Here is a 24,327-nt window from a genome sequence, read left to right on the forward strand (position 1 = left end):
TGAACCACCCGCGTTGCAACGACCCCTCGAATCCACCCAGATTCCCGCAGGGTTCCCCTCACGTACGGGCAAACCGTGCGCGCCTCGCGATGGGCCTGCGAAACCGGCTCAAGTTCCTGGCATGGGGCCTCACGGTCGCTGTCCCATCCCGGTAGCGATCTCGTGCCCCCGATGCTCGTCCGGAGCCAGCGGCGGAGTACCCCCGCCCGCTCCGCGGCGTAACCCGTGCAGGAACTCCCGCACAGTCGCCTCCGCCGACCACTCCGGCTGCCACTCCAGCTCGGATCGCGCTCGGGACGTGTCCATCACCGGCAGCCGCAGCACCGTGTCGAAGAGGCCGGGTGTCGCGGGCACCAGGTGCATCCGCCAGGCCGCCGCGAGCGCGGGTTTGACCAGTCCGGCCGGGACCGGCACCCGCCGTGCGCGCAGCAGCCGGGCCAGCAGACGTGGGTCGACTACCGGGTCGGTCGCGATGTTGAACGCACCCGACACCGGCCGCAGTACACAGCGCCGGACGGCGTCGGCGAGGTCAGCCGCGTGCACGACCTGGAAGCGCAGCCCCCGGATGTCCGGCACGAGCGGCAGCAGGCCGGGCCGAAGAAGGCTGCCGGGCACGAACGGCCCGGCGAACAGCCGCCGCTGTTCGGTCGATGCCGTGCGCTGGAAGACGAACCCGGGCCGGACGCGTACGACCCGGATTTCCGGATGAGCTTGTTCGAAGGAGTCCAGAAGCCTTTCCACATAGGCTTTTTCGCGCGGATAGGCGGCACCTGGCCAGCCGTGCGTCGGGTAGTCCTCGCTGACCGGGCGATTGTCGGCGGCGGGGGAGTAGGCCCCGACCGAGGACGCCACGACCAGCGTCGACACTCCGGCTGCCGCGGCGGCTTCGAACAGCCGAAGCGAGCCGCGGACGTTGGTCTCCCACGTGAGGTCAGGGCGGTGGGTCGGCTGGAAAAGCCAGGCCAGGTGGACGACCGTGTCGGCGTCGCGCAGGATGGGAGCCAGATCGTCGTGCGCCACGTCGACGCCGGCGTACTCCGTCTTGGGCGGCGGAATGCCCGTCGGCCGCCGTTCGAGGCCGGTGATCGCTTCGACGTCAGGGTCGGCCGCCAGCGCGCGCACTGTCGCGGTGCCGATGTTGCCGGTCGCGCCGGTCACCGCGATCCGTCGGAAAGTCATCAGGGGCGGGTACCCGCTATGGGGTGGGTCAATCAGCGGTGGTCCAGTTGCCGCAGCAGCCGTCGGACCGGCAGCGCCATCGCGCCCAGCCCGAGCGTCGCCGTCACCCCGTCGTCCGAGGAGACCAGCCGGTCCTCGACCTGGCACATCAGCGATCGGCACCGCTCCAGATCCGCCGCGCGCCCGGGGACCGCGGTGTCCCGCACCGCCGCGGCAAGCTCCAGCAGCAGGTCCGCGAGCGCGTCCCGCGCCTTCGGCCACGGGTAGACGAACGGCTCCCGCCCCTCCGAGGTCGTGCGCACCGCCGCGGCCAACTGCTCTACCGGCGGCCACAACGCACCCAGCGTCCGCAGCGAGGCCTCGTGCTGGGTCCCGGAATGCCGGCTTCGCTTGCGCAGGTTGAGAAACCGGCCCTCCCGGGTCAGTCCCGACGCGTCCTCCGCCGCTCGCGCGAGGCTGCGCACGTCGCTGACTCGGCCGAGCCAGTCGTCGAGGTTCTCCGGCGGTTCGTCGGCCCGCACCAGTTCGGCGGTGTCTTCCAGCAGACCGGTGAGCGCGGAGGCGAGCCGGTCGGCGGCAGCGGCGACGCGTTCCCCGTACAGCGGCGGGAAAATCACCACGTTCACCACCAGCCCGATCGCGGCGCCGAGGGCGGTCTCCAGCAGGCGGTCGCCGAGCAGTTCCGAACTCCGCGTGGTTCCGTAGGTGACCAGCAGCATCCCGGTCACCCCGACCCAGACGCCGGACCCGCCGAACCGTCGCCATGAGCCCACCAGCAAGCCGACGAAGACGACGAGAGCCAGCGTCACCGTCTGTTCCGGCACCAGCTGCGCCGCTCCGGCGGCGAGCAGCACCCCGACCGTCACCGAGCCGACCTGCTGTGCCCAGCCGAGCAGGCTACGGTAGACGGTCGCTTCGACCAGGAAAATCGCCGCGTAGGGCGCGAGGAACGGCTGGGAAAGCCCGATCACCCGTGTGGCCAGCAGCCAGGCCGCCACGGCGGCGACGGTCGCCTTGGCGGCTTGCAACGCGGTGCGCCGCTCGCTGCCGGGCACGCGGATCGCGCGGGCCGCCCAGCCCAGCGGCGTGCGGTCGAGTTTGGGCGTCACGCGCGTACGGGCGTGCCCAGGTGGACGAGCTTCGTCTGCGTCATCTCGTCGAGCAGTTCAGGCCCGTAGCCATATCCGGAACCGCTCCCGCGCCGCGGATGGGCCGCCCCACCGGGAGCGCCGCCGAAAACGGCGTTGACCTTGACCGTTCCGACCGCCAGTTCGCGCCACGCGTGCTGCGCGTGTTCCATCGACGCGGTGAGCACGGTCGCGGAGAGTCCGTAGTCGTCGTTCGCGGCCTCGGCCAGTCCGTGTTCGAAGGAATCCACGACGCACACCGGCGCGACCGGGCCGAAGGTTTCCTCGCGCAGCACGCGCATCTGGCTGGTGCATCCAGTCAGGACAGTGGCCGGGTAGTGCGCGCCCCGTCCGGCCGGGACTTGGCCGCCGGTACGAATTGCTCCGCCCAGCGTTACGGCGTTCTCCACGTGGGAATGGACGTGGTCGCGGTGACGGGTGTCCACCAGCGGGGCAAGCGTCCGCCCTCGGGCGATGTCGACGAGAGCTTCGGTGAACGCCTTGGCTTTCGCGCGATGCACGTAAATCCTCTCCACCGCAACGCAAATCTGCCCGGAGTTCGCGAACGCGCCGAGCGCGGCCTGCTCGGCGGCCCAGTGCGGCTCAACGTCCTCGTCCACCACGAGCGGATCGTTGCCGCCGTTCTCCAGCAGCGCCTTCGCCCCGGTCGCGGCCGCGCTCGCCGCGATCGACCGGCCGGTCGCGGTGCTGCCGACATGCGCGAGAACGTCGACGTCGCCCCGCGCGGCCAGCACCGCCCCGATCCGGCCGTCCCCGTGAACGGTTTGCAGCACGCCTTCGGGAAAGATCCCGGCGAGGACTTCGCCGAACAGTGTTCCGGTGTGCGGACACCGTTCGCTGGGCTTGTGCACAACGGTGTTTCCGGTGACCACAGCCGCACCGATGAGCCCGCACGAGACGGCGACCGGGTCGTTCCAGGGCGTCAACGCGACCACCACCCCGCGCGGCTCGGGGACCATCAGATCGGTGGCGGCGAAATCCCCGAGCAGGCTGCGGCCGCGATGCACTGGACCCAGTTCGGCGTACTGGTCGAGGGTTCCCGCCCCGGCGAGCGCCCCGGCCTTGGCTTCGTCGAGCGGACGGCCGGTTTCGCGTCTGTTGAGTTCGGCCAGGTCGTCGGCGTGCGCGCGCAGCCGGTCCGCGGCGGCACGAAGGGCAGCGCCGCGCTCGGTGGCCGGAGTCCGGTCCCAGCCCGGCTGCGCCCGGTGCGCGAGGCTGAGGGCGGCGTCGAGCTCGTCGGAACCGGCCATCGGGACCGCGCCGACCGAGCTGCCGTCGGCCGGGTCGATGATCGCGAGCGTGGCGGCCCGGTTGTCGAGCGTGGTCACTAGCGCACCTCCTGTAGGTCGGTCTCGCTGCGGATACCCCGGCGCACGCACTGCCATACGTTCCGTTTGCCTGCGCGGAGTTGGGGTAAACCGGCGCGGGTGACTACTTTCCCGGACTACGCCGTGGTGATCCCGACGACCGGCCGCCCGGCGCTGCGAACCCTGCTGGACACGCTCGGGGACGCCGAGGGCCCCGGCCCGGCCGAGGTGATCGTGGTCGACGACCGTCCGCAAGGGAGCGCGCTGGAGGTGCCCGAGTACGTCCGGGTGCTGCGGTCGTATGGCCGGGGCCCGGCGGCGGCGCGGAATGTCGGCTGGCGCGCGGCGAAGTCGGACTGGATCGCCTTCGTGGACGACGACGTGGTCCTCGCCGCCGACTGGCCCGCCCAGCTGGTCGCCGACGTCGCCCGGCTGCCGCCGGACGGTGCCGCCTCGCAGGCCAGGATCGTGGTTCCGTTGCCGGACAACCGGAAACCCACTGACGACGAACGCGGCACCGCTGGGCTGGAAGCAGCGCGATGGATCACCGCGGACATGGCTTACCGGCGGAAAGCGTTGGTCGAGTCCGGCGGTTTCGACGAGCGATTCCCGCGTGCGTTCCGGGAGGACTCCGATCTGGCCCTGCGTGTCGTGCTCAACGGGCACCGCATCGAGCGCGGCGAGCGGGTCACGACTCATCCAGCGCGCCGTTCGGGATTCTTGGCCAGTCTGAAAGCCCAGCGAGGCAACGCGGACAACGCGCGGATGCGGTACAAGCACGGCGTCCTGTGGCGGCAGCGAACCGGTGCTGGCAGCGGAATGCTGGGAAGGCACGCACTGACCGTCGCCACCGCCCTCGCCGCGCTCGTGCCCCGGAAACGTCGCCTCGCCTTGGCCGCCTGGGCCGGGCTGACCGGCGCGTTCGCCGCACAACGCATCCGTTCCGGGCCAGCCACGCCCGGCGAGATCGCGCGTATGCTCGTGACGAGCGTGCTGATCCCGCCCGCCGCCTGCTATCACCGGCTGCGCGGGGAAATCGCCGCCCGCCGTTCGCTCTCGCCGCAGGCTGTGCTGTTCGACCGCGACGACACGCTGATCCACGACATCCCTTATCTGTCGGATCCGACGCAAGTTCGGCCGGTCGACGGCGCGGTGAGCCTCGTGCGGGAACTCCGGCGCAGGGGCGTCCGGCTGGGCGTGGTGAGCAATCAGTCCGGGGTCGCGAAAGGGCTGATCGAGCCGGATCAGCTGACCGCGGTGAACGCTCGCGTGGACGAGTTGTTCGGCGAGTTCGGCACCTGGCAGGTCTGCCCGCACGACGCCGACGACGGCTGCGACTGCCGTAAACCGTTTCCGGAACTCGTCCGGCGGGCGGCGAAAGAACTGTCGGTCGACCCAGCGCGGTGCGTCGTCATCGGCGACACCGGCGCGGACGTCGAAGCCGGGCTCGCGGCCGGAGCGCGCGCCGTGCTGGTTCCGACCGTCCGCACCTTGCCTGCCGAGATCGCTCGCGCCCGGCAAGAAGCGCTGGTGGCGCGAGACCTCGCGGACGCGCTGTGCCAAGCCGGAGTCGTCGCGTGAAGCGGGTGGTGGTGGCCCGGCAGGACAATCTCGGCGACGTCCTGCTGGCTGGTCCGGCGGTCCGGGCGATTGCCGCGCAGGCCGAGCACGTCACGCTGCTGGCCGGACCGTACGGCGCCGCTGCTGGGGAACTGCTGCCCGGCGTCGATGAGGTGCAGGTTTTCCGCGCGCCGTGGATCGACCCCGAACCGCCGCCGCTCACCCGTTCGTCGGTCGACGTCCTCGCCGAACAGCTGACCGGCTTCGAAGCGGCTTTCGTGCTTACTTCGTTCCACCAGTCGCCGTTGCCGCTCGCATTGGTGCTGCGCCTGGCCGGGGTGCCGTGGATCGGTGCGATCTGCGACGACTACCCGGGCAGCCTCCTCAACCTGCGCCACCGCGTACCGGGGGACCCGCCGGAAGCGCTGCGGATGCTGTCGCTCGCCCAAGCCGCCGGGTGCGCGCTGCCTCCCGGCGACGACGGGCGGCTAGCGATCCGCGGTCCGTTGCCGGATGTTTCCGCGCTGACTGGAATCGGCGACTACGTCGTGGTGCACCCGACGGCCTCGGTCCCGGCGCGCAGCCCTTCTCCGGTCCACAGCGGACGCATCGTCGACGCGCTTGTCCAAGCAGGACACCGGGTTGTCGTGACCGGTGCGAAACCGGAGGGGACGACCGCCGGCGTAGACCTGAGCGGCGGTACGTCGCTGCTCGAACTGGCCGCAGTGCTCGCCGGTGCCGAGGCCGTCGTCGCCCCGAATACCGGTCCAGCTCACCTGGCGGCGGCCGTCGGCACCCCGGTGGTGTCGTTGTTCGCGCCGGTGGTTCCCGCCGCGCGCTGGGCTCCGTTCGGGGTCCCGGCGGCATTGCTCGGCGACCAGCACGCGCCGTGCCGAGGAAGCCGCGTTCGGACCTGCCCGGTCCCCGGACACCCGTGCCTGGACGGCATCGATCCGGCGGAAGTCGTTGCCGCGGTGGCGGAATTGGTCAAGCGGCCGAGCCGCCGGGCAACCGCTTGAATCTCAAGGAGAAGAGAGGACATGGTGGACCCAGCACCGTTGCCCGAAGAGACCGACGGACCGCGCACGGCGGTCGTGACCGGCGCGGATTCCGGCATCGGACGGGCGGTGGCCGTTGCGCTCGCCGGCGGGGGCGTGGACGTCGGAATCACCTGGCACACCGACGAAACCGGGGCGGAGGAGACCGCTGCCGAGGCGCGGGAGCAGGGCGTGGCCGCGCACGTGCGGCAGCTCGACCTGACCGACCTGCCGACCGCGGCGAGCGTCGTGGACGAACTCGCGGCCGAACTGGGCGGCGTCGACGTGCTGGTGAACTGCTCCGGGACCGGCAGCAGCGAACTCGCGATGGACATGGACTTCGACACCTGGCGCAGCGTCGTGGACGTCGATCTGCACGGCGTTTTCGTGTGCTCCCAACGTGCCGCGCGGCACATGATCGATGCCGGCCGCGGCGGACGGATCATCACGATCACCAGCGTCCACGAACATGTGCCCCGCGTCGGCGCCGCCCCGTATTGCGCGGCGAAAGCCGGTGCCGGCGCGCTGACCCAGGTGCTCGCGCTCGAACTCGCCGAGTACGGGATCACGGTCAATTCCGTTGCGCCCGGCGAAATCTCCACGCCGATGACCGGCCAGACCGACGTCGACCCGCGCGGCCAGGAACGCCCCGGAATTCCGCTCGGCCGCCCCGGGCACGCCCGTGAAGTCGCCGCGGCGGTGGCTTTCCTCGCCACCCCCGCGGCGGGGTACATCACGGGTTCGTCCGTGGTGGTCGACGGCGGGCTGATCCGCATGGGCGCGCAGGCCGGAACGGCCTTCCCGGACCACCGGTGGCGTCGCCCCTGATCGGGCGTCATCGACCTGGGCAGCCGGATTTTCCGCAGAGCGAGCGGCCGTAGAACCGTTTCTCCACCGTTCGGAAGCGGGCGCGTGCGCGCCACCCGGAGCAGCCCGTTGCCGGCGAGCACTTGCACGGGATGCGCGATCATGCTCGCGGGGCGGTCCAACGCGACTGCGAGTTCGCTGCTCGCTCGTGCCGCAACTTGAGGAGCGCCGTGCGCAACGAGTGCCCGATTGCCTTCAGCTGGGCAGGGCTGGTCAACGCCATCCGATGCTCGTCCTAGGTGCGCTGAATTCGGTCCTGCTCGCCATTCTTGCTCTGTTGGTCGCGACCACGGAGGCTGCGGCTGGTCGTTGCTCGCTCAGCTGACCTCTGCGGCCTGCGGGGTGTGCCGCCCTAGCCACTTTGTGTTTGCCGCTTCGGATTCTGCCTCGTGGCCATGTTGGCCCCGTGAACCTGCCGAACGAGATGACCGGGCCGCAGTCTGGTGCGGTCTGCTCGCGCGGATGGGCCGCTGTCCTACCCTGGTCGGCGCGCCTATCCACTGTGGACGGACAATCGACGGCACTCGGGGTTGAGGGCTCGTCAAGTTACCCGGGGGTCTCTGGCCCCCTTCCGGATGCTGACCCCGTCGCTGCCGAGCGTTGACACCGGAGCCACCTCGGTGCCGACCTTCGGACGGCCGCGTCTTTCACAGCGGGGTCAACCGTGGTTTCGATGCCATCCCGGACAACCAGGCCGCTGCCTCGTTCGGGAGCAAACACGGAACGCGAAAGGCCGACAGCCGTCGCAGGATCGCTTCCTGCGAGCGTGTCCGGCGTCCTGCCCACACATCGTCGTCGACCACCGCCCATTCAACCCCGCGCCCGGGGACGTCGACCACCGCGAATCCGTGTTCGACCACCATCTTGCGCACGGCGACGAGCGCATCGGATCTGCCGAGAAATATCACCGAAGCGGTGCGCTTGGCCGGGCGCTTCTTCATGCCGACGGGGTAGCCCGGTGACCTGTCGGCCAAACCGCCCTCGCGTTCTCGGCGTAGCCGGCGACAGGATGAGGAGAATGCGCAGACCAGCGGCGTCGAGGCCGCAGATCTCCGCCAGATCGGGGACCACGACCAATACCCGGACGTTCGCCGGCGCTGTTGCCACGTGCAAGCCCGCAAGGCTGAGCGGTCCGCAGACCCGGGCGATCTCCACCGTGCCGTGCGATAATGGGCAAGGCGGTTTGCTTCTCCTGGGTGAACCTCAGACGCACGTCTTCCGCCCGCATAGTTCACGCGGGAGAGCGGAGCTGCCGAGTGTCGATTCCGGCCGGGGTGTTTCCTCGGCGCGGGCGGCGGCTGCCGGTTGTTAGCGAAGGACAGCCGGGGTAACGTGGCTGATCTGCGGTTCAGGACAGCAGCCGCCCACCGAGGAGAACAATCGGAGGCGGGCCGTGCGACGGCTCACCTCTCGTCCGTTCACTGGAGGCGCCGCATGACCCGACCCATCTCGTTCACCAGTCTGTCCTCCTCCGCAGGACTCACCGTCGACATCGTCGTGTGCACCGGCGAGGACGCCACGGTCGTGGCGGTGGCCGACGACCTCGACGCATGCGGTGCCCAGCCGTTCGCAGAGCGAATCGCGGCGGAGATCGAGCGCACACCCCCGGCTGTGCTCGCCGACCTCCGCGCCGTGAGGTTCTGCAGCTGCCATGGCTTGTCCGCACTGCTCGCTGCGGACCGCGCGGCGCGGACCGCGGGGGTGCCGTTCTCGATCATCGCGCACCAGCGCGCCGTTCTGCGTCCCCTTCGGCTGGTGGGGCTCGACAAGACACTCGACATCCGCAGCAATATCGACTCGATGCCTCGGCCCGGGAGCGGCGTCGCCTGAACACGTCAGCTTCGGCATGGGTGTTTCGGTGCCGGACCAGCAACGCTGAGCAGGCCCTGAGCACCGGGGACCTGCGCAGCAGCGGCCGGATCGGCGGCTGACGAGCCCGGTCGAGTCGCTGAACCGTTTCTGTTGCGTGCCGTCTTCGAAGGCACGCGGTTCATCGGTGTCGAGTCGATCGGAGCCGCCGTGCACCAGCGCCACACCGGGCGGCCGTCACCGGCTCGGTCCAGGCGGCTGGCCTTCCTCCATCATCAGCAGCGCGCCCTGGCTCTCTCCGTCGGCGCCCCGCAACGCGCCGCAGTGCAAGCGGACCGACGTCGCCCGCCCGCGGCGGTTGATCGCATCGAGCAGCAGTTCGGTGTGATATCCGGCGTCCGCGAGCGCGTCGCGGACCGCCGGACGGAGTTCCGTCAGCGGCAGGCCGATGTCCAGATTGAGCAGATGCGTGCCCTCCGCCTCCTCCCGGCGGACGCCCCAGAGGTCTTCCGCGCCGCGGTTCCAGGCTTTCACTCGCATCTCACGGTCCACCACTACGATTCCCGCGCGGATCGAGGTCAGCACCGACTCGAGGAATTCGTTGACCTCGTCGAGGTCGAGGCTGCGTTCGCGCAGCGCGTCGTTGATTGTCTGGAGCTCGTCGTTGGTGGACTGGAGTTCCTCGTTCATCGTCTCCAGTTCTTCGTTGGTGGACTGGAGCTCTTCGTTTGTCGTCTCCAGCTCCTCCACCGTGGACTGAAGCTCCTCGTTGGTGGTTTCGAGTTCTTCGTTGGTGGACTGGAGTTCCTCGTAGGCCGATTCGAGCTGCCGGTTGGTGTGCTCCAGTTCGGTGAGCAGCTGCCGTGCCCAGCTGACGTCGTGGAACACCACGGACACGCCGAGCAGCTTCTTCTCCTTGCCCAGCAACGGGTTGACGTGCACCTCGTACCAGACGGTCTCGCCTGCCCGGCGCCACTCGACGTCCTTGATCCGCAGCGAGCGCCGTTCCATCCGCGCCTGTTCGACGTAGGCGCGCAGCGCCACCGGCCGGTAGGACACGTCCAGGTCGCGCAACGGACGGCCGATGTCGCGTTCGGACAGCCCGAACGCAACCTCCGCCTGGGCGTTGACGAGTGCGGTGACCTCGTCCTCCGTCACCACGATCTGCGCGACGGGGCTTGCCGAGAACGCGTGTTCGCGCAGTTCGTCGAGCCCGGCGATGTCGTGGGTCCGGCGCTGCGGGAAGCCGGGCGACACGAAGTGGTTGTAGCTGACCGGCGCGTTGACAGCCTTGCGGAAAACCCGGCGTTTGAGGTCGAGCGGTTCGAAGATCCGGGCGTGCGAAAGCAGCATCTCGGCCTTGCCGAGGAAGAGCAGCCCTTTGAGGGCCAGCGCGAAGTGGAATCGCTCGAGGATCTTCGTCTGCGTCTCGGCGTTGAAGTACATCAGGGTATTGCGGCAGACGAGCAGGTCGATGCGCGAGATCGGCGCGTCCTGCACGAGGTCGTTGCGCCCGAAAATGACCGAACGGCGCAGGTCCTTGCGGAAGCAGTAGCGGCTGCCCTGCAGTTCGAAGTACTGCTCCAGCTGGCTCTCGCTGAGTCCGTCGACCTCGGCCGGGGTGTAGGCGGCGTGCCGGGCCTGGGTGAGCGCCTCGTCGTCGACGTCGGTCGCGTAGATCTTGACGCGCTGGCGGAACGCGTCGACTCCGATCGCGTCGGCGAAAAGCATCGCGAGGCTGTACGCCTCCTGGCCGCCCGCGCACCCGGCGCTCCACACCCGGATCGGCTCCTCCGGGCTGCGTTCGGCCAGCAGCGCCGGCACGACGTGGTCGCGCAGGTACTCCCATGCTTCGGGGTCGCGGAAGAACCCGGTGACGTTGATGAGGATCGTGTTGAACAGCGCCACGAACTCCTCGGAGTTCACCTGGAGCTGGTCGATGTACTCGTTGTAGCCTTCGATGCCGATCTGGCTCATCCGGCGGCGGACCCGCCGCATCAGGCTGCTCCGCTTGTACCCGGTGAAGTCGAAGCCCCGCGACTCCTTCAGGTAGGCCAGCACCGATTCGAACTCGCCGTTGGTTTCCTTGGGCTCGGTCACGCTCCGACACGCTACCCGTCGGCGCGGCCGCTTGAGTGAGGGGCGCGCCTGGTGAACACCGCCCAGACGACCTTCCCCCCGGACCACGACCGGCTGCAGCCCCACACCTTCGCGACCTGGGCGACCAACCGGAGACCGAGGCCGCTTTCGTGGATGCTGAGCCGTTCCCGCAGGACCGCCGGGCGCGGGTCGTCGTCGGACACTGCGACGCTCAGGATCCCGCGCCGCAGCTCCAGCCGGATCCGCGGCGCCGAGGCGGTGTGCTGAAGGGCGTTCTCCATCAGCTCGGTGGTGACCAGCAGTGCGTCCTCCGCCAGGTCCGCGGTGCCCCACTCCGCGCAGATCCGCTCCACGAAGTCGCGGGCGAGAGCCGGGGAACGCACCGCGCGGGTCAGCTGCTGCGTGGCACGCCGACGAGGCGGCCGCAGGAGCCGGCGCTCGGCGGCCGCGCGGTCGGGGTGCACCGCGACGAACCGGTCGACGGCGCGGGCGGCGAGCATCGCCTGGTGCCCGGGCCGGTCGGTGGCTATGGCGAACGGGATGCCCGGCCAGTCGCCGACCCGCATGGACACCAGCGAGAACACGCTCAGCAGCGACGGATCGTTGACGGCCAGCTCCTGGATGTCGGCAATGAGGCCGTTGGGCGCCTCAGCGGCGATCTTGAGCAGTCCGTCGCGCAACTCCGGGTAAGACTCCAAGTCGAGCACGCCGCTCACGAGCGCGGTGGTGGCTTCTGCGCGGTGCTCGGGCACAAGGCGCACTCCGTGGCCAGCGCTCATCAAGGATCCTCGGCACGGGGTTTGTCGGACAGCGAGAGCAGGAACTCCCGCAGCGTATTCGCAGCGGCCAGACATTCCCTCGCGGTTCCGGCGTAGCGCTCGGTGAGCAGCGAGTGATGGCGATGCCGGGCGTCGTGCTCAAGCCGCTCTGCCAACGCGACCTTCTCGTCGAGGGAGCGCAGTGCCGTCCAGACCGCGCGCTGGAACTCGGTGTCCTGGGCGAGCAACAGGGCCTCGGGCGACCAAGCGTGCCCGATCCGGCACCGGTACTGGCCCGACGCGACCTCGGTGAGGGTTCCGTGGCAGTCCGGGCAGGTGTAGGCAGCGGAGGACTGCGCTGCCTCGGGCCGCACCGCGCCGAGACGCACCCCGTCGCGGGCGATCCGGTCTTCCAGCAGCAGAGCCCGGGACGGCGGCGGGACGTCGGCCGGTTCCAGCGGCATGCGCACCATCTTGTCCAAAGCACCGCCGAGTTCGGCGGCCGGCAGCACGCGAGCCGCCCCGACCGCGGCGAGCGCGCTCGACGGCATGCCGGAGTACACGGCGTCGGCAGGGTCTTGCACCACAGCCTCGCCGCCGCGGGCGACGATCGCGCGCAGGCCCGCCGCGCCGTCGTCGAGCGTGCCGGACAGGACCACGCCGACCGTCCGAGGGCCGGCTGTCACCGCCGCCGAACGGAACATCGCGTTGATCGCCGGCCGATGCCCGTTTTCCGTCGGCCCCTGGGTGAGTATCACCGAACCGTCGTCGGTGAGCAGATGCCGGTCCGGCGGCGCGACGTAGACGACGCCGGCTCGCAAAGGCGCCCCGTGGGTGGCGGCCGCCGCGGGCAACGGGCCGGAGCGGTCGAGAATCATCGGCAGCGCGCTGCGCGCTCCCGCGGACAAGTGCATCGTCACCAGGACTGTGGCGGGGAAGTCGGCGGGCAGGGATCCGACCAGCGAACGCAGGGCCTCGACTCCGCCCGCCGACGCTCCGGCGACCACGATGTCCCGCCGGACTTCGGACACGGCGATCACCTCCTCCTGGACACGCTAGACCTCGTATCAGGGTAGCCCTCATAGTGCACGGCGAAACACGGCTGCTACGTTCCGTCCGCTTACGGACGGCCTGGACCCCGTTCTGCGGCTCGTTCGGCGTTGGAAGCAGCTAGGCGCCGAGGTTGCGCAGCGGAGACGGAACGGGCATCGCGTGCGGCTCCTGCCCGTGGACGCGGCCGGGATCGTGCTGCCTGGCCAAGCGGGTCGGCTCCAGGTGGCGTCGTGTTCGACCGAGCAGGTCCGGCGCACGGAATCGTTCGATCTGGAAGCAGGCGAAGGCCCCTGCTCGGACGCCTTCCGCCTCGGGGAAACAGCCACCGCCGAGGATCTCCGCGCCCCTGCCGGACCTCGGGCGCAATTCCCGAGCACGCGTGGCAAGAGGGATTCTGCGCCGTCCGCGCATTGCTGATGGGGGTGCGCCGCGAAATGGTCGGCGCGCTCGGCCTTTTCCTGTGCGAACCCGGCGTGTCGGCCCCGTCCGCGGCGCGCGCTGCGCGGGTGTTGGCCGGCCTGGCCGCTATCGGCATCCTGCGCGAACAGCGCGTTCGCAACGCCGATCTGCGCGCCGATCAGCTGCAGGGCGCCCTCAGCAGCCGGGTAGTCATCGAGCAGGCAAGGGGTGCTGGCCGGGCGCGGTGGTCTCGACCTGGAAGAGGCTTTCATCCTGTTGCGCAAGCGTGTCCGGTGATCGCGCCGCCCCGACGACGAAAACCGGTCGGCGGGTGCCGCGCAGCACTTCGGCCGCGCGCTGCTCCCACGAGGCACCGCCAGTACGAGCCGCTGGGATGACGATGAGCCGCGTCCACTCGATCATCAGTTCCAGGTGGGGCGCAGCCCCCGCCGTCGTTCCTGGCGTCGGAGGATCTAGCGGGCCTGATGACCCGATGCCCACGACGGTGCCTGAGCGGGCTTCCCGCACCGGTCACTTTGGTTTGCGGACAATGGTTACCGGTTCGATCTTCCTGGGAAGGTGGTCGAAGACTTCCGGCGGAACGCCGAATACCGCGCCGAGTGCGTCGTGCGGGATCGTGTTCACCGAGGCTGCCAGCCCGATGTCGTCGCGGGGTTCTTCAGCACTGGTGTTGAAGACAAGGAAGGCCAGGTAGTCCTCGGCGGAGACGTTCTCGAAATAGTGCAGTGATCCCTGGGGCAGGAAGACGACGTCGCCCGCGGTGGCGTCGAAGTGTTCGTGGTAGCCCTCGGTTTCCAGGATCGAGAACCGGCCGGTGCCGGCGATGACGTAGTGCAGTCCCCACGCGCTCGGGTGCCAGTGCGGTTCGCGGACGCCACCCGGTTCCAGCCGGACCAGGACTCCGGAAACGTCGTGGCCGGCCAGGATGGGAAAGGTCTTTTCGTCCGCGTTGCGCAGCCGCCCGCCAGAATAGGCCTTCGCGGGCGCTGTGTGCAGGTCGAAGACATGTTTCCGGTGGGTGTCCAGGTCGGCCGTCCTGCCTGCGGCACCCAGGCCTCCCGGCACTTCGTTCGCGGTCATGAACGGCACGCTCGTTCGGAGTGGCGGCGGAGGGTCAGATCGAGGGCAGGACGTCGCGATGCCACGCGTCGAAGAAGCGGTCCTGGTCCGGTCCGATCTGCTGTACGTAGACCTCATCGAACCCGGCGTCGGCGAATTCGCGGACGGCGGCGACGTGCCGGGCCGGATCGGGGCCGCAGGGGAACTGCGCGGCGGTCATTTCCTCGGCGATCAAGGTGGAGGCGGCACTGTAGTCAGCCGGAGTGTTAAGCGTCGAGGGGAGCTGGCCGGGAAGCAGTTCGTTGCGCCACAAACGGTGGGCCGTGCGGATACCGTTCTCTTCGGACTCCGCCCAGCACACCTTCAGCCCGCCCTGCACGCACCGGTCGGCGCCGCCGGACCGGCGGTAGCGGCGGACCATTTCGGTGTCTGGGGAAACGGTGCAGAATCCGTCTCCGGCGCGGACGGCGAGGTCGAGGGCGGCGGGGCCGAATGCCGAGACGTAGATGGGCACCGGCTGATCGGGCACGGTGTAGAGCCGCGCGCGGTCGACCGTGTAGTACCGGCCGCGGTGATTGACCTCCTGGCCGGTGTGCAGGGCGCGAATGACGTCGATGGCTTCCTCGAGCATGTCCCGCCGTTCCTTCGGCGACGGCCACCGTTCGCCGGTGACGTGCTCGTTGAGTGCTTCGCCGGTACCGACTCCCAGCGTGAACCGGCCTTCGCACTGCACCGCCGCTGTCGCCGACGCCTGGGCGATGACGGCCGGGTGGGTCCGGACGATCGGGCAGGTCACCGCCGTGCTGATCGGCAGCGTGGTGTGACCTGGCTGAGCGCGCCGATTACCGACCACACGAACGGGCTGTTGCCTTGCTCGGCCAGCCACGGGTGGAAGTGGTCGGAAATCCACAGCCGGTCGAACCCGGCGGCTTCGGCAAGCCGCGCCTGCCGCACCAGTTCTGCCGGGCCGAACTCCTCGCTGGACAGGAAATAGCCGACTCGTACCATGTCCGCCGGGTACCACCGGCCGATCCGGCCAAACGGATAATCGGGCGCTGGAAGGGTAGTCCTCGAACGGGCTTCGATCGGGAGGTGTTCGATGGACCGCGACGAACGACGCTGCCTGCGGCGGATCGAGCGCGACCTCGTCGCGGCCGATGGCGCCTGGTGCACGCGGTGTTCGGTGACATGCGCCGCCCGGCCGCTCGGCGGGGTGCCGTCCGCGGTCGAGCCGTGAGCGGGATCGCCAGCGCAGCGCTCCTGGTCACGGCGCTCGTCGCGGAGAACCTGGTGGCTCTGTTCGGCGAGATCGTGCTGATCGACGTCACCGCCTGCCTTTATCCCGCCAGACGGCGTATTTGACCGATCGGATTACGCCGGGCCGGACGTGCGCCGTCCGGTGGTGCGCGCCCACGGACTCGGAGCGAGGAACCGACGACCCAAGCGAATTCCGTCGCGAGCGACTTGGTCACCGCGATCCGGCACAAGGACTTCGGCCGGGTCGCGCAGGTGCTCGCCACACTGGCCGCGGGCACCCCTACCACGCAGTCCTCGGTGGTGCGCGACGTCGTGCACCTCTGCGCCGTCGCGGTGTCCGGGCCATTCTGCCCACAACCGGCCGGAACCGTCTTCACCGCGGTAGCGTTCGGCGAGACCGCGAGACCGGCGGAAGTCGACGATCTCGATCCGGGCGTGCGGGCCGTGCTGGCAGGACTGAACGGCGACTGGGCCGGGCTGGACTGCCAGGTGGGGCTCGCCGTACGCGGCGACGGATTATCGGCGATCGTGCGCTGTCTACTATGGACAGTGGAGTTCGGCACCGGATGAACCGGCGTTCGAGGTCTGCCGCGGCGGCAGCCGACCGCCCGAATCACCGGGCGGCCGGACAAGCCACTCGGTCGGGCCTCGCACGGCCGGGAGCCTGGTTGAAGCGCTGTCTTTCGGCTGAGCTGTGCAGATCACGCCGGGCGCCAGCGCAGTGGCCCTGACCTGTGCCGGGCCCGCCCCCGCGCGGGTGAGTACCTGCGCGGTGCTGGACACGGTGGCCGGGACCCGCAGCAGGTGCTGGGTGTCCCCGTACCGCCCGTCCCACGAGCCTGCCCGCTCCGCCGCTTCCGCGACGAGGCCGCGTGCCGCGTCGTCGAGCGGCCGCGACACATCCACCGAGTACACGCGACGGCCGGGCCCGGACTGGCCGAAGAACTGCGCGAGGGACTGGTCGAACGGGCCGTTTCCCCGGCCGGTCTGGAAAAAAAGCCGGTCATCGCGGGCGCGACATCCCGGGGCGATCGAAGTCAGAAGTCCTATTCCGCGGACCCGGTACCGGACTCGGTGAACGGGTTTCCGCGACCGCGCAACGGGTACGCGGCAGGCATGCGGATCGCGATCACCGGAGCGAGCGGCAACATCGGCACAGCGTTGCTGCGTGCCCTGGACCGCGGTCACGAGGTCATCACGGTGGCGCGCCGGCTGCCGGATCGCTACGCCGAGCCGTACTCGTGGGCTCAGTGGCGCGCGCTGGACATCGGCGAACCCGGCGCGGACCAGGAGCTGAGGGAAGTATTCACCGGTGCCGACGCCGTCGTGCACCTGGCGTGGGCCATCTCACCGGAGTGGAGCGACCCGTCGATGGTGCGCACGAACGAAGACGGTACCCGGAACGTTCTGCAGGCCGTCACCAGCGCGGGGGTGCGACGGCTGGTGTGCGCGTCTTCGGTGGCCGCCTACGCACCGGGGCCGCCGGAGGAGAAGGTTACCGAGGACTGGCCGTGCAGCGGGATCGAATCCAGCGCGTACAGCCGGAGCAAAGCTCTGCTGGAGACGGCGCTGGATGTGTTCTCGTCCCGGCATCCGGAGGTCGCGCTCGCGCGCATCAGGCCGTGTGCGGTCCTGCAGCGGCTCGCCGCCGGCGAGTTCACGCGATGGCTGCTCGCCCCTCTGCTGCCACCCGGTCTGATCGGCGGCCGGTACCTGCCGGTTCCGCTGTGGGAGAGCCTGCGGGCGCAGGCAGTGCACGCCGACGACGTCGCCGAAGCGATCCGGTTGATCCTCGACCGGCAGGCGGTGGGCCCGTTCAATCTCGCGGCCGAGGACGTGCTCCACGCCTCCGAGCTCGCTCAGGCCCTCGGCGGCACGCGGGTGCCGACGACCAAGCCCGTTGTCCGGGCGGTGGCCCAGCTGTCGTGGCTGGCCGGACTCCAGCCCCTGCATCCGGGCTGGCTCGAACTGGCCGACCAGGCCGCGCTGGTGGACACCACGCGGGCCCGGACCGTGCTCGGCTGGCAGCCGCGGTACCGCGCCGCCGAAGCCCTCCGGGACCTGATCGAGGGGCTGCGTCGCGGCGACGGCGAATCCTCCGCCCCGCTGGCGTCCGCCCGGACCGGGCTGCTGCACCGGGCCCGGGCACTGACCCGCGGCCGTCCGACGCACCAGTCGCAGGCCTGAACCCGTGCACACCGCCGACGCGATCGTCATCGGGGCCGGGCACAACGGTCTGGTCGCCGCGAACCTGCTCGCCGACCGCGGGTGGGACGTCGTCGTTCTCGAGGAACAACCCGCTCCCGGCGGTGCCCTGCGCACCGAGGAGATCACCGCGCCCGGATTCCGCTCCGATCTGTGTGCCGCGTTCTTCCCGCTCGGCGCCGCTTCACCGGTGCTCGACGGCCTCGGCCTGACCGAGTACGGCCTGCGCTGGCTGCACGCCCCCGACGCACTCGCGCACGTCTTCCCGGACGACCGCTGCGCCGTGCTCTCACGGGACCTCGACCGCACCGCCGAATCAATCGCCCGCTTCGCACCTGGGGACGAACAGTCGTGGCGGGGCCTTTTCAAGCAGTGGCGAGGACTTCGCGAGGAATTCCTCGACGCCTTGTTCACCCCGTTCCCGCCGATCCGGGCCGGCGCCCGGCTCCTGCGCCGCACCGGTACCGCGGAAGCGTTGCGGCTCGCCCGGATGCTAACGCTGCCCGCCCGCCGCTTCGCGCGCGAACGCTTCGACGGCGAGGGAGCGCGCCTGCTGCTGTCCGGGAACGCCGCGCACAGCGACCTGTCGGTGGACAACGCGGGCAGTGCCGTCTTCGGCTGGCTGCTGGGAATGCTCGCGCAGGACGTCGGGTTTCCGGTGCCCGAGGGTGGCGCGAGTAACCTGGTGGCCGCGTTGGTGCGCCGGCTGGAGTCCCGAGGTGGGTCTGTCCACTGTGGAGTCTCGGTGACCGAGGTACTGGTCGCCGGGGGCAAGGCGGTCGGCGTGCGGTGCGCGGACGGGGAGCCGATCCGGGCGCGCAAGGCGGTGCTGGCCGACGTTCCGGCGCCGGTGCTCTACGGTGGCCTCGTCGCGGCGGAGTGGCTGCCGTCGCGGCTGCTGGCGGACCTGAAGGTCTTTGAATGGGACAGTGCGACGGTGAAGGTCGACTGGGCGCTGTCCGGCCCGGTTCCCTGGACCGCGTCGGAAGCACGCGGCGCCGGCACCGTACACCTGGGCTGCGACGAGACCGGGCTCTCGGCCTTCGGCGCGGCGCTGGCCCGCGACGAGGTGCCGGAGCAGCCGTTCCTGCTGCTGGGCCAGATGAGCACCGCGGACGCATCCCGCTCCCCGGCCGGCACCGAAGCGGTCTGGGCCTACACCCACCTGCCCCGCGGTGCCGACCCCGCGACCGTGCAGCTACAGGCCGAACGTGTCGAGGCGGCCGTCGAGCACAACGCGCCGGGCTTCCGCGACCTGGTCCTCGATCGTCGGATGCAGGGCCCGGCCGAGCTGGCCGGACACGACGCCAACCTGGTCGGCGGCGCCGTTAACGCCGGGACGACCGCCATCCATCAGGAGCTGTTCTTCCGCCCGGTACCTGGGCTCGGCCGTTCGGACACGCCGGTGGACCGGCTGTTCCTCGCCGGCGCGGCAGCCCATCCGGGCGGCGCGGTACACGGCGGCCCCGGCGCGAACGCGGCCCGCGCCGCACTGGCGCGAGACCACTTGCTCGGCGGCGGCTACGCGGCGGCGATCCGGGCCGCAAACCGAGCGATATACCGCTGAGGTTCGTGAGGCCACAGGCACGAGGTCGGCGTCGACGGCTTGCCGACGTTGGCGGGGGCGGTCAGCGGCGGGTCCGGCCGATCGCGAGGGCGGAGAGGCGCGCGAGTGATTCTTCGTTGCGTGGCCGGAGCAGCAGTGCCTGCATGCTCTCCGGGATCAGGCCGCCGATTCCGCCGCGGGCGGATTCGGCAATGCGTACCACGGTTTCCCCGGTGCCGCGCGGGGTGAGAGTGACCAGGATGTCCGCAGTGCCGAGTGCGCCGCCCTGTGCTTCGAGTTCGAGCGAGCTTCCGGGGTCCACCGCCCGTACCGTCGTGGTGTCCTCCAACTGCAACGGCCACATCCCGACGCTGTGGTGGATGCGCGCACCGGCCGCGGGCCAGCGGTCGTCGACGTCGCGGATGTGGCAGCTGCCGACTACCCAGCCGGCATAGGACCAGCCGTCCGACAAGACGTCAAACACCGCTTCGGCCGGCACCGGCATGGTCTGGCTGACCTCGATCATCGCCTGCCTCCTCGTCTCGGTCACAGGTTTCCCCCGCTCGGACCGGGCAAACTCCGGCTACCCGGCGCGACTACGGGTACCTCGCGGGCAGCAGGAAAGGAGCAAGCGCATGAACAGTCCGTTCGCCGTCTTCACCGGTGCCTCCGGCGGGATCGGGTTTGCGCTGGCCGGAAAGCTCGCCGAACACGGATACGGCCTCGTTCTCGCCGCGGAGGACGACGAGTTCGAAGCGGCCGCCGCACGGGCCCGCGGCCGCGGCACCCGGGTCACCGCGGTCAGGGTCGATCTCGCCGAACTGGCGGGCGTCGAGGAGCTTGTCCGCCGGATCGGCGACCGTCCGGTCGATGTCCTGGTGCTGAACGCCGGGATCGGCATCGACGGCGAGTTCGCCGGGGACGCCACTCTCGGGGATCAGCTGAAGGTCGTGGACCGCAACGTCCGCTCGACGGTCCATCTGGCGGCCACCGCGCCAGGCCCGTACCAGGCGGTGTACTCGGCGTCGAAGGCGTTCCTGACGTCGTTCGCCGAAGGAATCCCGCGGCGAGGTCGCCGAGCGTGGGGTCACCATCACGACGGTGCTGCCGGGACCGGTGGACACGGAGTTCCTCGAACGCGCGGATATGACCGACACCAAGATCGGCCAGGGCCCCAAGGACACTGCGGACACGATCGCCGAAGCTGGGCGGTGAAGAACAAGCTGCAGGCAGCCGGGTGCTGCCGGACAAGGTGAGAGCCAAGGCCCAGGGCCGGCTGATGGAGCCCGGATCGGGGGAGTCATGACGAGACCGGTGTGGCACCGCGTACGCGAGCATTACGAGGGTGCCCCAAGACCGTCCGCTGGTCGGGTACCTCGGCGCGCTAGGCACCTACACCGGCTTGGTTGGTGTGCTCACCCGGTGGTTGCCCGTCGGATGGGGCCGGAAACCCGGTCCGCGGTTTCCCCCGGGTGCGGCCGGGTAGCCGGGAGGGATGACTATGCGAGCAGTGGTGATTCGCGAATTCGGCGGTCCGGAAGTGCTCACCCCCGCCGAGGTGGACGTCCCCGAGCCCGGCCCGGGGGAGGTGCGGGTCCGGGTAGCTGCCGCGGCCACCAACCCGGTCGAGGCCAAGATCCGCCAGGGCGTCGCGATGCCGGACCTTCCGCTCCCCGCCGTCCTCGGCGGCGACGTGTCGGGCGTGCTCGACGCGGTCGGCCCCGGCGTGGCGGACCTGGCCGTGGGTGACGAGGTCTACTGCACTCCGGAGCTCACCGCACAACAGGCGGGATATGCCGAGTACTGCGTGGTTTCCGCGTCGATCGCCGCGCCGAAACCACGTTCGCTGAGCCATCGCGACGCGGCGGCGATCCCGCTCGCCGGCGGCACTGCGTGGGAGGCGATCGTGCGGCGGCTGGCCGTCCGTCCCGGGGAAACTGTGCTCGTGCATGGAGGTTCCGGCGGGGTGGGCACGTTCGCGGTGCAGTTCGCCATCGCGGCGGGCGCCCGCGTGCTCGCGACCGCGGGGCCGAAGAACCAGGACCTGCTGGCTGAACTGGGTGCGGTCGCGATCGACTACCACCGTGATGATCCGGTGGCGGTGACGCGCGACGGGACCGGCGGCCGCGGCGCGGACGCGGTGCTCGACCTCGTAGGCGGTGAGAACCTGGCTGTCAGCTGCCGGGCTGCGCGGGACTTCGGGCGGATCGCCACCGTGCTTCCGCCGGCCGGGGAGCTGCCCGATCTGTACCAGCGCAACCAGGTGCTGCACGGCATCATGCTGACCCGTGAACGTGCCCGCCTGGACGAGATGACCCCGGTGTTCGACCGCGGCCTGGCCCGGCCGGTGGTGACCGGGACACTGCCGCTGGAGCGGGTCCGCGAATCCCACGAACAGCTCGATTCCGGGCACGGCAGGGGAAAGACCGTGCTCGAAGTCGGCTGACGGCTTCTTTTCCTCGGCGCCGGGAAACCGCACCGTGGAGACGTTCGTCGGCATGCGGGTGCGCGGCTCTGAGTCCCGCTTGGTCCAGGTGATGCGGCCCGGCGGGGCACTGTCCGGTCAGCGCGGATGAATCTTGTCCGGGTGGTGCACGGCGGTCGCGCCGGACTTATCGCTGCGCACGAGGTATTGCGGAGCGTCGGGAGAGGCTTTGACGTGCCGGCCACCGGCCTCGGTGTCCTCAGTGATCTTCTTCTTCACGACGCCGGTGGAACTCTGGATCCCGGCGTCCCAGCGCACGCGGTCGCCGCGGTGGAATTCCTTGCTCAAGATGTCCTCCTCGATTCCGAATATCCGACTGTTATCACCAGATCCCCTGTCGCAGGCGCGTGCTGCGGATATCGCCGTGCCCGGGTAGTCCGGGGTGGGTTCACCGACGGGTTCCAGCGTCTGCAGCGCGTGTTCGGCCGCGGTCGCGGCGGCGCGGCCGTCGTCGCTGTTCGCCAGCGCGGAGCACGCCTCGGCCACGGCGACGACCGCGTCGCGCAACCCGGTGACAGCCGTCGCACCGTTTCGCGCAGTAGTCGCCGGGGGTCGGCCGGCAGCAGCAGTACTCCGATCACCACGGTCACGCCGCCGCCCACCGCGAGTGCCACGTACATGGCGACCAGTACCACGAGACGCTCACCGCGGCCGCCGTCTGCTCCACTGCCCAGAGGGCTCCGAGCATCCGGTGTCCCGCCGCGGTCGCGAGCTGCGTGGCACGGCTCGTCCGGCTGGTTTTCCCGGCCCTGCCGAGAGGGAAACGAGGTTTCCGCGCGCCAGCGGCGGGCAATCCCGCGAATCTGACCTGGGAAGGAGGACCGCCGGATGAAAACGGCCGTGTCCGCCGGGCTCGAAACCGGCGACCGCAAACTCCGCGAGAGCCGCCTGACTCTCGGTGCGGAGCTGCTAGTTGGTGCCTGGCTGGTCATCGCCGCGGTCGCGTTCACCTCGCCGGCGACACCGGGCTCTGGAACACCCTGGCACGGTGAGCTCTCGCGGTCGGAGGGCTGAGGATCACGGTTGCCGCCGGGGCAGCGGTTCGTCCGCGGGCCCTTCCAGCACAGCGCTGTCCACGTCGAACCGGGAGCCGTGGCAGGGGCAGTCCCAGCTGCGTTCCGCGGCGTTGAAGCGCACGAAGCAGCCGAGGTGGGTGCAGCGCATCGACACCGCGTGCAGGCGGCCCTCACGGTCCCGATACACGCCCTTTCGGCCGAGGCCGTCCGGGAGGACCCGGGCCTGGTCGACGGCGATGTCCTCGGCGGTCTTCGCCTCGGCCGAACCGAGCCGGTCTCCGACGAGATCCTTGGCGACCTTGGCGTTCTGCCGAAGCAGGCTGGGCACCGACCGCGACGACAGCCGCTGTGGAGAGAAGAGGCCGCGGTGCGGGTTGACCGACCCGGTGATGCCGTCGGCGATCACTGCGGCAGCCGCGGTACCCATGGCGAGTCCCCATTTGCCGAATCCCGTGGCGACCCACAGACGGCGCGCACCCGGATAATACGGCCCGACGACCGGGATGCTGTCGTAACTCTTCGGGTCCTGTGCCGACCACCGGTGCGTGACTCGCTCGACGTCGAAGTGCCGCGCGGCGAACTCGCTCAGCTCGGTGTAGCGACTGAATCCGGCTCGTTCGCCGACCGGATGCCCCTGACCGCTGAGGACGAGCTTGCCCGCGTGGGCGGCGAACGACCACGCCGGATGGCCCGCGCTGATCGCAAGTTCCTGTGGTGGCGACCCGGAACGCAGGACGGCGGCAATGCAGTACGACCGCTGCACTTCCAGGCGGGGGAAGAAAAGTCCCCGGTCGAGAATCGGATAGTGGGTCGCGACGACCACAGCGCTGGCGGCGAGCGCGCCGTGCTCGGTGCGGACCTGGTACGGCGCGCTGGCGCCGACGTGCCGGACGCGGCTGTTCTCGAAGACCCGGCCGCCTTCGGCCACGACGGCGTCGGCGAGGCCGCGGACGTAGTCGACCGGATGCAGTTGGACCTGGTCGGGCAGCCGGACCGCGCCGTGCACGGGCACCGGAAGGTCCAGCGTCGCACTCCACTCGACCGGCAGACCAGCACGTTGCGCTGCCTGGTATTCGGCACGCACCGTGTCCCGTTCTGCGATGGTGAGTGCGAAGGTCGAGGCCGGGGCCCTGCGCAATCCGCAGTCGACCTGCTCGGCGAGGGTCGCGACCAGCTCAACCCCGGCCCGTGCGGCAGCGGCATAACGGGCAGCGACGGCGGACCCGTGTGCACGGGCCAACGTCGAGTACACAGTGGACTGAAGCGCGGTGACCTTGGCGGTGTTGTTGCCGCTGGCCCCCTCGGCTACCCGGCTGGCTTCGACCACGGCCACGTCGACGCCGCGGCGGGCGAGCAGCAGTGCGGTGGTCAGGCCCGCGATCCCGCCGCCGATGACCACGACACCGGCCCGTTCCCGGCCGCGCAACGATTCGCGCGGCGTGCCGCGGGCAGTGTCAAGCCACAGCGAATGCTCGGCGGTGGTCGTCATCGCGGCCCCACCGGTCGGTGCGGCGCGGGCCG

The 24,327-nt window shown here is 70.4% G+C and carries 26 protein-coding genes; 12 read left to right on the plus strand and 14 right to left on the minus strand.

All coding sequences use genetic code 11. The features are described 5' to 3' along the window. Window positions 1-129: 129 nt before the first annotated feature. Genes A4R44_RS39830 through A4R44_RS39840 form a run of 3 tightly spaced genes read right to left on the minus strand, consistent with a single transcriptional unit; the run spans window position 130 to window position 3,655 of the window. Window positions 130-1,179 (minus strand): NAD-dependent epimerase/dehydratase family protein, encoded by a 1,050-nt coding sequence (locus tag A4R44_RS39830; RefSeq protein ID WP_067593111.1) that lies wholly within the window; start codon window positions 1,177-1,179, stop codon window positions 130-132. Window positions 1,180-1,211: 32 nt separating this feature from the next. Continuing rightward, a complete protein-coding gene (locus tag A4R44_RS39835) occupies window positions 1,212-2,288 on the minus strand; it encodes an aromatic acid exporter family protein (RefSeq protein WP_067593113.1) in 1,077 nt (358 codons plus the stop codon). Beyond that, window positions 2,285-3,655, minus strand: coding sequence for an aldehyde dehydrogenase (locus A4R44_RS39840; protein WP_067593116.1), 1,371 nt, complete (start codon window positions 3,653-3,655; stop codon window positions 2,285-2,287). Before A4R44_RS39840 ends, A4R44_RS39835 begins: the two co-directional genes overlap by 4 nt. A gap of 99 nt (window positions 3,656-3,754) precedes the next feature. Here A4R44_RS39840 and A4R44_RS39845 point away from each other — a divergent pair, with 99 nt between their 5' ends. From A4R44_RS39845 to A4R44_RS39855, 3 genes are read left to right on the plus strand one after another with little or no spacing between them, the layout of a single operon-like run. Next, a complete protein-coding gene (locus A4R44_RS39845; protein ID WP_067593119.1) occupies window positions 3,755-5,215 on the plus strand; it encodes an HAD-IIIA family hydrolase in 1,461 nt (486 codons plus the stop codon). After that, window positions 5,212-6,213: a glycosyltransferase family 9 protein gene (locus tag A4R44_RS39850; protein WP_067593122.1), complete on the plus strand. Its 1,002-nt coding sequence runs from the start codon at window positions 5,212-5,214 to the stop codon at window positions 6,211-6,213. Before A4R44_RS39845 ends, A4R44_RS39850 begins: the two co-directional genes overlap by 4 nt. A gap of 21 nt (window positions 6,214-6,234) precedes the next feature. Beyond that, on the plus strand, window positions 6,235-7,059 hold the full coding sequence (locus A4R44_RS39855) for an SDR family oxidoreductase (RefSeq protein WP_067593125.1): 825 nt from the start codon (window positions 6,235-6,237) through the stop codon (window positions 7,057-7,059). Window positions 7,060-7,745: 686 nt separating this feature from the next. Here the strand turns inward: A4R44_RS39855 and A4R44_RS39860 are convergent. Then, on the minus strand, window positions 7,746-8,039 hold the full coding sequence (locus tag A4R44_RS39860; RefSeq protein WP_067593128.1) for a hypothetical protein: 294 nt from the start codon (window positions 8,037-8,039) through the stop codon (window positions 7,746-7,748). Between the two features lie 493 nt (window positions 8,040-8,532). Between A4R44_RS39860 and A4R44_RS39865 the strand changes: the two genes are divergently transcribed. Then, window positions 8,533-8,928 carry an STAS domain-containing protein gene (locus A4R44_RS39865; RefSeq protein WP_067593132.1) on the plus strand — a complete coding sequence of 132 codons (396 nt, stop codon included), beginning with the start codon at window positions 8,533-8,535 and terminating at the stop codon, window positions 8,926-8,928. Window positions 8,929-9,144: 216 nt separating this feature from the next. Here A4R44_RS39865 and A4R44_RS39870 read toward each other — a convergent pair whose 3' ends face one another. The 7 genes from A4R44_RS39870 to A4R44_RS51975 all read right to left on the minus strand — a co-directional run bounded on the left by A4R44_RS39870 (window position 9,145) and on the right by A4R44_RS51975 (window position 15,305). Beyond that, complete coding sequence (locus A4R44_RS39870; protein WP_067593135.1) at window positions 9,145-11,007, minus strand: CheR family methyltransferase; 1,863 nt, start codon at window positions 11,005-11,007, stop codon at window positions 9,145-9,147. A gap of 11 nt (window positions 11,008-11,018) precedes the next feature. Next, window positions 11,019-11,786 carry an ATP-binding protein gene (locus A4R44_RS39875; protein WP_338080423.1) on the minus strand — a complete coding sequence of 256 codons (768 nt, stop codon included), beginning with the start codon at window positions 11,784-11,786 and terminating at the stop codon, window positions 11,019-11,021. Then, window positions 11,786-12,796 carry a chemotaxis protein CheB gene (locus A4R44_RS39880; protein WP_095213919.1) on the minus strand — a complete coding sequence of 337 codons (1,011 nt, stop codon included), beginning with the start codon at window positions 12,794-12,796 and terminating at the stop codon, window positions 11,786-11,788. Before A4R44_RS39880 ends, A4R44_RS39875 begins: the two co-directional genes overlap by 1 nt. Window positions 12,797-13,427: 631 nt before the next feature. Further along, the gene (locus tag A4R44_RS39890; RefSeq protein ID WP_067593162.1) at window positions 13,428-13,640 is read right to left on the minus strand and encodes a hypothetical protein; all 213 of its coding nucleotides are present in this window, start codon (window positions 13,638-13,640) and stop codon (window positions 13,428-13,430) included. 108 nt (window positions 13,641-13,748) lie between these two features. Beyond that, window positions 13,749-14,318, minus strand: coding sequence for a cupin domain-containing protein (locus A4R44_RS39895; RefSeq protein ID WP_067593165.1), 570 nt, complete (start codon window positions 14,316-14,318; stop codon window positions 13,749-13,751). A 34-nt stretch (window positions 14,319-14,352) separates the two neighbouring features. Next, complete coding sequence (locus tag A4R44_RS39900) at window positions 14,353-15,093, minus strand: TIGR03557 family F420-dependent LLM class oxidoreductase (protein ID WP_255366219.1); 741 nt, start codon at window positions 15,091-15,093, stop codon at window positions 14,353-14,355. Beyond that, window positions 15,090-15,305, minus strand: a complete 216-nt coding sequence (locus A4R44_RS51975) for an LLM class flavin-dependent oxidoreductase (RefSeq protein WP_255366220.1) — start codon at window positions 15,303-15,305, stop codon at window positions 15,090-15,092. The genes A4R44_RS39900 and A4R44_RS51975 overlap by 4 nt, the downstream gene beginning before the upstream one ends. Before the next feature lie 91 nt (window positions 15,306-15,396). On the opposite strand from A4R44_RS51975, the gene A4R44_RS48615 reads away from it, so the two are divergent. The 5 genes from A4R44_RS48615 (at window position 15,397) to A4R44_RS39915 (ending at window position 19,326) form a co-directional block, all read left to right on the plus strand. Further along, complete coding sequence (locus A4R44_RS48615) at window positions 15,397-15,534, plus strand: hypothetical protein (RefSeq protein ID WP_157905124.1); 138 nt, start codon at window positions 15,397-15,399, stop codon at window positions 15,532-15,534. After that, window positions 15,531-15,659 (plus strand): hypothetical protein, encoded by a 129-nt coding sequence (locus A4R44_RS51980; protein ID WP_255366221.1) that lies wholly within the window; start codon window positions 15,531-15,533, stop codon window positions 15,657-15,659. Before A4R44_RS48615 ends, A4R44_RS51980 begins: the two co-directional genes overlap by 4 nt. A 102-nt stretch (window positions 15,660-15,761) precedes the next feature. Beyond that, entirely contained in the window at window positions 15,762-16,124 is a 363-nt protein-coding gene (locus tag A4R44_RS39905; protein WP_067593168.1) for a hypothetical protein, read from the plus strand. A gap of 234 nt (window positions 16,125-16,358) precedes the next feature. Then, window positions 16,359-17,741 carry an NAD-dependent epimerase/dehydratase family protein gene (locus tag A4R44_RS39910; protein ID WP_232791983.1) on the plus strand — a complete coding sequence of 461 codons (1,383 nt, stop codon included), beginning with the start codon at window positions 16,359-16,361 and terminating at the stop codon, window positions 17,739-17,741. 4 nt (window positions 17,742-17,745) lie between these two features. Then, window positions 17,746-19,326, plus strand: a complete 1,581-nt coding sequence (locus A4R44_RS39915) for an NAD(P)/FAD-dependent oxidoreductase (protein WP_067593171.1) — start codon at window positions 17,746-17,748, stop codon at window positions 19,324-19,326. Window positions 19,327-19,387: 61 nt separating this feature from the next. On the opposite strand, the gene A4R44_RS39920 is transcribed toward A4R44_RS39915, so the two are convergent. Then, entirely contained in the window at window positions 19,388-19,831 is a 444-nt protein-coding gene (locus tag A4R44_RS39920) for an SRPBCC family protein (protein WP_067593174.1), read from the minus strand. A gap of 109 nt (window positions 19,832-19,940) precedes the next feature. On the opposite strand from A4R44_RS39920, the gene A4R44_RS39925 reads away from it, so the two are divergent. Continuing rightward, entirely contained in the window at window positions 19,941-20,561 is a 621-nt protein-coding gene (locus A4R44_RS39925) for an SDR family oxidoreductase (RefSeq protein ID WP_232791984.1), read from the plus strand. A 245-nt stretch (window positions 20,562-20,806) separates the two neighbouring features. Next, complete coding sequence (locus tag A4R44_RS39930) at window positions 20,807-21,751, plus strand: zinc-binding dehydrogenase (RefSeq protein WP_067593185.1); 945 nt, start codon at window positions 20,807-20,809, stop codon at window positions 21,749-21,751. A 117-nt stretch (window positions 21,752-21,868) separates the two neighbouring features. Here A4R44_RS39930 and A4R44_RS39935 read toward each other — a convergent pair whose 3' ends face one another. Further along, window positions 21,869-22,078: a DUF2945 domain-containing protein gene (locus tag A4R44_RS39935; RefSeq protein ID WP_067593417.1), complete on the minus strand. Its 210-nt coding sequence runs from the start codon at window positions 22,076-22,078 to the stop codon at window positions 21,869-21,871. Window positions 22,079-22,618: 540 nt separating this feature from the next. On the opposite strand from A4R44_RS39935, the gene A4R44_RS39940 reads away from it, so the two are divergent. After that, on the plus strand, window positions 22,619-22,804 hold the full coding sequence (locus A4R44_RS39940; protein ID WP_067593187.1) for a hypothetical protein: 186 nt from the start codon (window positions 22,619-22,621) through the stop codon (window positions 22,802-22,804). 3 nt (window positions 22,805-22,807) lie between these two features. Here A4R44_RS39940 and A4R44_RS39945 read toward each other — a convergent pair whose 3' ends face one another. After that, entirely contained in the window at window positions 22,808-24,295 is a 1,488-nt protein-coding gene (locus A4R44_RS39945) for an FAD-dependent oxidoreductase (RefSeq protein WP_067593190.1), read from the minus strand. Window positions 24,296-24,327 lie beyond the last annotated feature (32 nt).

The organism is Amycolatopsis sp. M39 (assembly GCF_001651785.1).
Classification (GTDB): Bacteria; Actinomycetota; Actinomycetes; order Mycobacteriales; family Pseudonocardiaceae; genus Amycolatopsis; species Amycolatopsis rubida.